1 pseudogene is annotated in these 622 nt (G+C 74.3%); it reads right to left on the bottom strand.

The annotated features are described in order from the left end of the window. Positions 1 to 622: pseudogene (locus FV228_RS31980) on the bottom strand (hypothetical protein); the annotation flags it as partial.

Here is a 622-nt window from a genome sequence, read left to right as displayed (position 1 = left end):
GCGCGGTACGGATCCGGGAAGGCGGCGGTGAAGCCGGCGCCGGTCCAGGCGCGCCAGCGGGTCGGATCCGCCGGATCGTCGCTGCGGAACAGGCAGACGCCGGCCGCCTGGTCGCTGCCGGGGCGATCCCAGCCCGTGGTCGAGGCCAGAAAGTAGCGCCAGCGCCCGTCCGCCACGATGTTCGACGGGTTGAAGAAGCCCCGGTGCCGGCCCTGGTCGACCTCCTGCCGGAACGGCGCGCTGGCCACCACGACGGGCGGGCTCCGCCGCAGGACGCTGCGCCCGCCATCCGTCGAGGCGGCCGCCGTGATCGTGTTGTACCAGCACGCCATGTAGGACCCCGCCGGGCAGCGGCCGGGATGCTCGTTGGCCTGGTACTCGTGGTGCAGCAGTGCGGCGACGCGGCTGCCGTCCTCGGTCCAGGTGGCGGTGATCCAGGACCGGTCGTCATAGGCCGCCGGGTCGGCCTTCTCGCCCGAATCGAGCACGACGGCGCAGTCGAGCTTGAGGTGGTCGAGGTCCGGCCCGCGCAGGGCGCGGTTGCGGTAATGCATCCCGAACACCGCCACAGCCCCGGCGGCGTCGCGGAACGCCCGGGCCGGCGCGTCCGGGACGTCGGCGC

The sequence above is a fragment of the Methylobacterium sp. WL18 genome, from assembly GCF_008040015.1.
Classification (GTDB): domain Bacteria; phylum Pseudomonadota; class Alphaproteobacteria; order Rhizobiales; family Beijerinckiaceae; genus Methylobacterium; species Methylobacterium mesophilicum.
The sequence above is the reverse complement of the archived record's forward strand: the minus strand, read 5'-3'. Positions and strand labels throughout refer to the sequence as shown.